The following is a 7,477-nucleotide window of genomic DNA, read 5'->3' as shown; positions in this document are numbered from 1 at the left end:
CTTGGCGATCGCATAGGGCTCGTTGGTCGGCTCGAGCGGGCCTGATAGCACCGAATCCTCGCGCAGCGGCTGTGGGGCCAGCTTCGGATAGATGCAGGACGAGCCCAAAAACATCAGCTTCTCGGCGCCGTTCTGATGCGCGGCCTGGATCACGTTCGCGGCGATCGCGATGTTGTCGTAGATGAACTCGGCCCGCAGCGTGTCATTGGCGACGATGCCGCCGACTTTTGCGGCGGCGAGGAAGATCACCTGTGGCCGCGTTTTCGCGAACCAATCGAACACGGCGGCCTGGTTGCAGAGATCGACCTCGCGCCGGTCGACCGTGACGAGCTGCACGTCCTCCCGCGCGAGCCGGCGCGCCAGCGCGCTGCCGACCATGCCGCGATGACCGGCGACGTAGACGCTTTTGCCCTTCAGCTCAAACGGTGCGCTTGCCATGGGCCGCCTCCCGTTTTGCTTCCGCCAGATCGCTTGCCATCATCTCCTCGACGAGCTGGGCAAACGTGCGCTTCGGCTTCCAGCCGAGCAGCTGTTGCGCCTTGCTGGCGTCGCCGACGAGGAGATCGACTTCAGTCGGACGGAAATAGGTCGAATCGATCTTCACCACCGTCTTGCCGCTCTTGGCATCGATGCCGGTCTCGTCGATACCGGCGCCGCGCCATTCGATGCGGCGGCCGACTTGCGCAAAAGACAGCTCGACCATTTCGCGCACCGAGCGCGTCTCGCCGGTCGCCAGCACGAAGTCGTCGGGCTTGTCGGCTTGGAGGATCATGTGCATGCCTTCGACATAATCCCTGGCATGGCCCCAGTCGCGCTTGGCCGAGAGATTGCCGAGATAGAGCGTATCTTCGAGCCCGACCTCGATTCGCGCGACGCCGCGCGTGATCTTGCGGGTGACGAAGGTCTCGCCGCGGATCGGGCTCTCATGGTTGAACAGGATGCCGTTACTGGCGAACATGCCGTAGGCTTCGCGGTAATTCACCGTGATCCAGTAGCCGTAGAGCTTCGCCACGCCATAAGGCGAGCGCGGATAGAACGGCGTCGTCTCCTTCTGCGGGATCTCCTGCACGAGGCCGTAGAGCTCGGAGGTCGAGGCCTGGTAGAACCGGGTCTCCTTCTCCATGCCGAGGATGCGGATCGCCTCGAGCAGCCGCAGTACGCCGATCCCATCGGCATTGGCGGTGTATTCGGGGCTCTCGAAACTGACGGCGACGTGGCTCTGGGCAGCGAGATTGTAGATCTCGGTCGGCCGGATCTGCTGCACCAGGCGGATCAGATTGGTCGAGTCCGTCATGTCGCCGTAGTGCATCAGGAACGGCACGTCCCCGAGATGCGGGTCCTGGTAGAGATGGTCGACGCGTGCGGTGTTGAACGAGGACGAGCGCCGCTTGATGCCGTGCACGACATAGCCGAGCGACAGCAGATGTTCGGCGAGATAGGCGCCGTCCTGCCCGGTCACGCCGGTGATTAGAGCGACCCGCCGTTTGCTCTCTTGGTTTGACAAATCGTTGCTCTGCGCAGCCTAATGTCGGTCCCCGATCGACGACGTCAATCGCGTCTGGCCTCTTCGAATGCGGAAGCGTCACGCTCTCGAACTGCCGAGTTCTGGACTCTGTATAGTCATTGCATCAATCGCTCAACTGTACGGAGGTAACCTTCCACATCGAAAGGGTTTTGAAGGACTATACGAAAGTTTGTAGTCCGGAAGATTTCGTTCGGCCTTCGTCAGGCGTTTCTCTATTGCGTGGGTGCGACTAATGAAATTGCGGTGCGGATGGGAGGTAAGCAGGCCCGTTTGGCCGAGAAGCGTTCCACAGTCCCTGCGTGGTCAACTCGCGCGTTGAGCCAGCGAGTTTCCCTCATTTCGTGTCCTTGCCTAAGAGTTTTCCAGTCTGCTGTTCATCCAGTGCAACCGCGAGCAAGCCAGGCAAACAAAGCATTGAAATTCGTTCTCTGTCGCGCAGTACTTATCATCATCGATCCATTCCTGGACAATCAAGTTGGTGATCTGGCAAGCAAAAGTGAAGGCGCGCATATTGACTCTGTGCTGTTTGAGTTCACAGAAAAACGCTGCATGAATGAGCCCAGTGCTATATGGGACCTCAAGGGGTTTATCGCGACGATCAGTGTGCCCTGCGCCCCCGAATGACGAATTCAGTAGCGAAAAGCATCTGGCGGTTCATTGCTCGCGAGCGGCCACGGAATCAACAACAATGGTGCGTTTAGCGCGCGGACGATATGGCTCAGAAGGTCAGTGCTCGGTTCGGCGACCATTCCGCCGGGGGTGTTTTCCGCGCTCGCAAGCATGTCTTTGGGCCGGCCGTAGTATGACTAGGCAAAGCCCGCATGTGCGTGAACAAGCCGCCTTGAGCACGTGCCGCTGCCATTGAAACTGGCGGTTTGCTGGTCCCGAGCGCCCCTTCTCTTATCGATGCCCGCGGCAAAGTCCCGGTTCTTGAGCAAGCATTCTGCGGACAGCAACCTGAGCTGACCGATCAACTGCGTTCTACCTCGACTATCACATTTGATTTGCAGCCCCTCGGCAGAAAGAAGTCGGATGAGCTGCTCGTGGAGAGGTCGGCCCGGGCCTTTAAACCACGTGCCCCCCGCTCGCAAGCGCCGAAAGCAGCGTAAGCTTTAGAGGCGCGCCCTCGAAATGGATCGCCGGCTTATCGGGTTCGAACGCGGTGTTGCCCTCAATCAAGGTGCCGAGATCAATCTTCAGTCCCTCGCGGGTCTAAACTTCCACATCATTTCTGTTCCAAGGCGCTCACATGAGCTTCTCAATACTCGTTCGTCAGGTCTTGATGGGTCTCATTGCCTGGATCGGCGTTCGGCCCTGGGGCAATCGTCAGGCCTGCACGTCGAGCAGATCCAGCTCGCGGATCTATCGGCAGCTCTCTTGCTCCCGCGATGACCGCGGCCCATGCCTAGCAATTGCGCGCGCTCGTCTCGGATTACTGTTGGTCATCTAGTTTGCTTTCCTTACGACGCTGCGTCCGTCCGACCATGGCATGACGTGCATTCGGGAATGGTGATAAGCGCACCATGACGACAGCTTTTGGCGAGGCCCCGTCACAACGGGTTCGCCGCACATATATGCGGTTCCAGGATCGCCATTCTTGAAGCCAACAATGGCCCGGCATTGGCCCTCACAGTGATCGACGAGCAAGACCCTGTTGGATCCATCGGGTCCTCTCACATGACCGCTCCCGGATACCGCATCAATCTCGCGGCGGCTGGTTGGGCACTCAGTGCCTGCAAACGTATTTCGAAGCCTCCAAGGCTGGATTGGTCCTTCTTACTTGTGGGCGATCTTGTCTTCATACGGGCCGGCGATCTGCTTGGACAGGACAGAAACAGCGTTCTTCGGACTGAGCGCGATCCTCAGCCGCTTTGGCAGAAGACCTCTCATCGCAAGCGATCGGCCTTGCTCCGCTAGGAATTCTGAAGCGACCGAACATTGGTGCTCCCTAGCTGGGCACTCTACAATCTGACGCTACGTACGATTCAATCCCCCTGCGGGCTTATCGCGTGAATATGTCGAACTCGTATTCGTTCGCCAGGAGCCAGCCGCAAGACGAGCAGGGCGGGAGGCGCTTCACCAAGGCAGTTGGCTTTCGGTATTCGTCGTCTGCGGAACGCGCAGCTCGGGTCCGCTAGAGTGTGCGCGCATAACTACGCCCAGCTGTGAGGCTGCTCGTCGCTGGCCACGAGTGATCAAGCGAATCAGTCAAGCTTACTTGAATGTGTGGATAGGAGCTGCCTCGGCGCCGGAATCAATCGTCCATGGCTGAATGCTCTCTCGAGTCTGTGCGAATTGGCTTTGTCTATCCAGCCGAGCTCTCCCGCTGTCACCATCATAATGGGGCTGCTTCCCGGCAGTTGTCGGTGCCGCGGCGGCTGAGCAGAATAGGAAACGAGATCAATCGAGAGCGCGTTAATCTGGTCAATGAGCCAAACTCCCGTCAGGGCACCCAACAGTGACTTCGCCGTTCTAGGTAACTTTGAACTATGGACCTCGAAAGGCACCGTCAGGTGCAGGCCACGCCGGGTCAACGATCATCGCGGGTTCGATACTTGTGGGGAGATCTGCCGGGCGTCGTCCGTTGGAAGCCCGCACCTAAGCGGTACTCAGCCCTGGTCCCGTTGAGAGCATCGCGGCTCGGGTCCAGATTGGCGCGTTTGCTACAATCGTTGTTGGTATCAAAGAGTTGCTATGCCGACTACTCCAGGTCGGCCAGGGGAAAGACGGCGGTTTTGCAGGCAATCAAGTGGCTGTTGGAACGAGCGGCGCAGTTGGCCATGCTCTCTGATGGACGGGCGGGGCCTTGTAGCGGCGCCGATCGGCGTTCCGCCCATTCATCTTGAGGCGCGAGCGATTGTAAGGCCGGCATTCTCCAGCACATCCAAAATTCTGTCAGCAACCGCCCGCGGATCTCGCTGGTCCTCTTTGCTAACGTTACAGGCCAAGGTAGCTGCGATGATCGCGTGCGCTGTTTTGCGCTGGAGGCAATCGTACTCGGCATACTCACCGCAAGTATTGCAGTTGATCACTGGTCGGCCGCTCCAGGGATCGTGCATTGCGATCTCGCACCAGTTATCTGTGTGACATTTCGGACAGAGCATAAATCGAGATTCCTTGTGGTCTGACCTCGCGCGCTCCATAGCCATCAGTTGAACGACTGCTTGGTAGCCAAAGCTGCAGAAGTCATTGCTACTCCGGAGGCCGTGTTGCCCGTCTTTGGATACGAAAAACATGATGGAGGCGGCGGCGGAGGCAATCCAGGCACCCGAAGGGGGCTCCGGCATGAGCGACCAGTCGACGCATCTCTGGCGAGAATGCTGGCAACCGTGTATGCCTACAGCTACCTGTTTCGGCGTGAGCAAGCTATTGCAGGTTCGCCGCGGCCGCATCACGGCTACGTAAGATGAGTATGGCCTCCAACTTCCATTCCACTCTGAGCTGCGAGGCCCAGATCCGCGGACGACGACCTCTGCGTGAGCAATCTGTCAAATCGGGCAGTCGCCACGCGACGATGCTGCTGCGATCTTAGAATCCGGTTCTCCTGCAGCCTGGCTTCATCGCGACACGTTGCAATGATTCGCGGAGGCGGCCTCACTGCGGCGTCCGGGACAACGCGGGCGTTCTGCAATCTGGGCGCCAAATGACACACTCGAAATTGTGTCGCCCGGAAGCTGTCGTACGGCCAAGCGCGCTCGCCAGCTGTAAGAAGACCCTACAATCTGACGCTACGTACGATTCAAGCCCTAATGTCGAGAGTCGCGCATTTCGCGCGCCTCGCCGCGCTTGCTGCGAGCGGTTTGTCGCATCTCAGACATTAACAGAGCGGTCGGCAGATAACGGGGCAAAGAGGTGCTTTTGCGAAAGCCAGCCTACGGGATCTTACGTAGGGCATGTGTCGCATTTTCTTGATATAAAAATTGCATCGTCTTCCGCATGAAGCAAAATAAGCTGTTCTCAGACGCCAAACATTGGCGAGGCCGTGCTGAAGCGACGCGAAGAAAAGCGGAGTCGCTCGAGGACGATACATCCAGATGCAGGCTCCTCAAGGTCGCTGAGGAATATGATAAACTGGCTCGCCTCGCGGAGGGGCGGCAAAGAAATGAGATTGACGGGCAGTTCTGATCGCCACCGGAGCGGACGGTTGGACCGATCGTCAACGCGTTGTGACCGCGGCGCGGATGTCTCTGCGTTGGAGCTCACAGCCCGCTAGGGCTGAACTGCGAAACTGTGTCATGCGGTAAGGCCAATGAGCGAGGCTGCTGAACGAGTGCGGTCCGCGCGTGCGAGCCTCTGACCATGAATCCATTTTGAGTCACAGTGGCCGGCCACATAGATGACGCATTGACGGTGTCTCAGGCGGCAAGCCGGCTAACTGCTAGAGATGAGAAGGAATGAGATGAAGGCCCACCGTCAGATCGAGAATTAAAAGCCTCTCGCTCGATGAACTGGCGAGGCATTGGCGTCGCTTTGCATCATGTGCTGAAGCCAGCGACGTTTGTTTGGATGACAAAGTAGCCGGTTCGCCGGATCATGCCACGCGAATTGGCTTCCGCCGCCATTTTGGCTGTGAGGCGTTTCAGTCGAATTCTGGCATCTTGCACCAAGCACGGTTAGCTCAACGCCATACGTTGCGGACCTGTTTAGGCGAAGAGGCGAGCAGAAGCTCCTGCTGGCACGGCTTGCCGAGACAAGCCATCGTAGATGTCTGCGCAGATTGTCCGCATAAGGCCAAGTTCGCAACGAAGGCGCGAATGACGAAAAAATTGAAGAGAGATCAGATGTCGAAAGACAAACCCAAGAGAACTCCCCGGTGAACGATGTCGGACAGAACCGATGTTCTTCATCCAAGTAGGTTCGGTGCAGATGATCAGCAGTAGTTGGGGCTGCCCATGCCGGGAAACCAGCCGTTCGACGTACGAGTCGGACAACACGAGTGGTTCCGGATGCAACTCTATCGGCCAAAAGAAGGAGGACGCATGAGGAAGCAAACCGTAGAAAGACTCGAAGCGGGGCGCGTCCGCGAGGGCCGATTCGCCACCGCACCGGGCTCTGGTCCTTCCGGTCTCTTCTTCGTGCAGGGGCCTTGTGGCTGCCAACTCAAGATCATCGGCCTCATCCGTCCGGGATGGGAACATGTCTCTGTGTCGACGCCACGGCGATCTCCAAACTGGGAGGAGATGTGCCTCGCCAAAGATATGTTTTGGGATGAAGAGGAATGCGTGATGCAGCTTCATCCTCCTCATTCGCAGTATGTGAACAATAGTCGCTATTGCCTGCATCTCTGGAGGCCGACTCGTCAGGTCATTCCGACGCCTCCGGCAGCCTTCGTGGGCATCGTCGGGCTCGGGCCATCTGAAGCGGCAATTCTGTTTGCACAGATGAGTGCGACGTCTTAGCGGATCTCGCCGCGTATATGCCAAGTCGGGCGGCGACGACGTGATCGAGAGTCCAGCGGAGTTGCTCACCACAGTCAGGCGCGACGAGCGCAGCGGCGAGCGAGCCTAGGTGGCCACAGGCCCGCCAAGGGCGCGCGGGCCACCACTCTGCGCGCCAACCCGCTGCGCTTCTGGAGGCGGGGGGAGGCAATGCTCGCAGAGTCGGCTCGACCGGGCCACGTTTATTGTGCGGAATGTGACGCGCATAACCACACCCTCGAGGAATCGGCCAGGTGAGCAGATTCGTCGATCCGTTATACACGGCGCGTGGCCAAATACATTTGTATCAGGAGAGGCTCCTACGGGGCGCAACTACCGTACGCATCGGCTAGTGTTCTGACTCATTCATTCGCATCCCGCTTTTGTGATTGCGAGCGCTTTTTTGGCTCGGCGGTGCTTTGCGAGGATGGACTTTGCGCTGGCGGTCCACTTGAAGGGCTTTGGGTTTTGGTTTCGATGCTCGATCCACTCGTCAATCGCGGTTTTGAGTTCGCTGACGTCGTTGAAGGTTCCT

Annotated in this window: 4 protein-coding genes; 2 read left to right on the top strand and 2 right to left on the bottom strand. The window is 58.4% G+C overall.

Translation table 11 applies throughout. The features are described 5' to 3' along the window. Both IVA80_RS26615 and gmd read right to left on the bottom strand, forming a co-directional pair. Positions 1-438 (bottom strand): NAD-dependent epimerase/dehydratase family protein (locus IVA80_RS26615; protein WP_276007857.1); only part of this gene is annotated, 438 nt, incomplete at its 3' end. Then, complete coding sequence (gmd, locus tag IVA80_RS26610; RefSeq protein ID WP_247437281.1) at positions 419-1,504, bottom strand: GDP-mannose 4,6-dehydratase; 1,086 nt, start codon at positions 1,502-1,504, stop codon at positions 419-421. The genes gmd and IVA80_RS26615, both read right to left, overlap by 20 nt. 435 nt (positions 1,505-1,939) lie before the next feature. Between gmd and IVA80_RS26605 the strand changes: the two genes are divergently transcribed. Both IVA80_RS26605 and IVA80_RS26600 read left to right on the top strand, forming a co-directional pair. Further along, the gene (locus IVA80_RS26605; protein ID WP_247437280.1) at positions 1,940-2,149 is read left to right on the top strand and encodes a hypothetical protein; all 210 of its coding nucleotides are present in this window, start codon (positions 1,940-1,942) and stop codon (positions 2,147-2,149) included. 4,355 nt (positions 2,150-6,504) lie between these two features. Beyond that, complete coding sequence (locus IVA80_RS26600; protein WP_247437278.1) at positions 6,505-6,924, top strand: hypothetical protein; 420 nt, start codon at positions 6,505-6,507, stop codon at positions 6,922-6,924. The last annotated feature ends 553 nt before the right edge of the window (positions 6,925-7,477 follow it).

Source organism: Bradyrhizobium sp. 139 (assembly GCF_023074175.1).
In the GTDB taxonomy this organism is placed as follows: Bacteria; Pseudomonadota; Alphaproteobacteria; order Rhizobiales; family Xanthobacteraceae; genus Bradyrhizobium.
Note: the sequence above shows the minus strand (reverse complement) of the source record. Positions and strands in the feature narration are given on the sequence as shown.

Coding starts and splice junctions, on each gene's coding strand:
- IVA80_RS26600 (WP_247437278.1), top strand. CDS start 6,505: ATGAGGAAGCAAACCGTAGAAAGACTCGAAGCGGGGCGCGTCCGCGAG.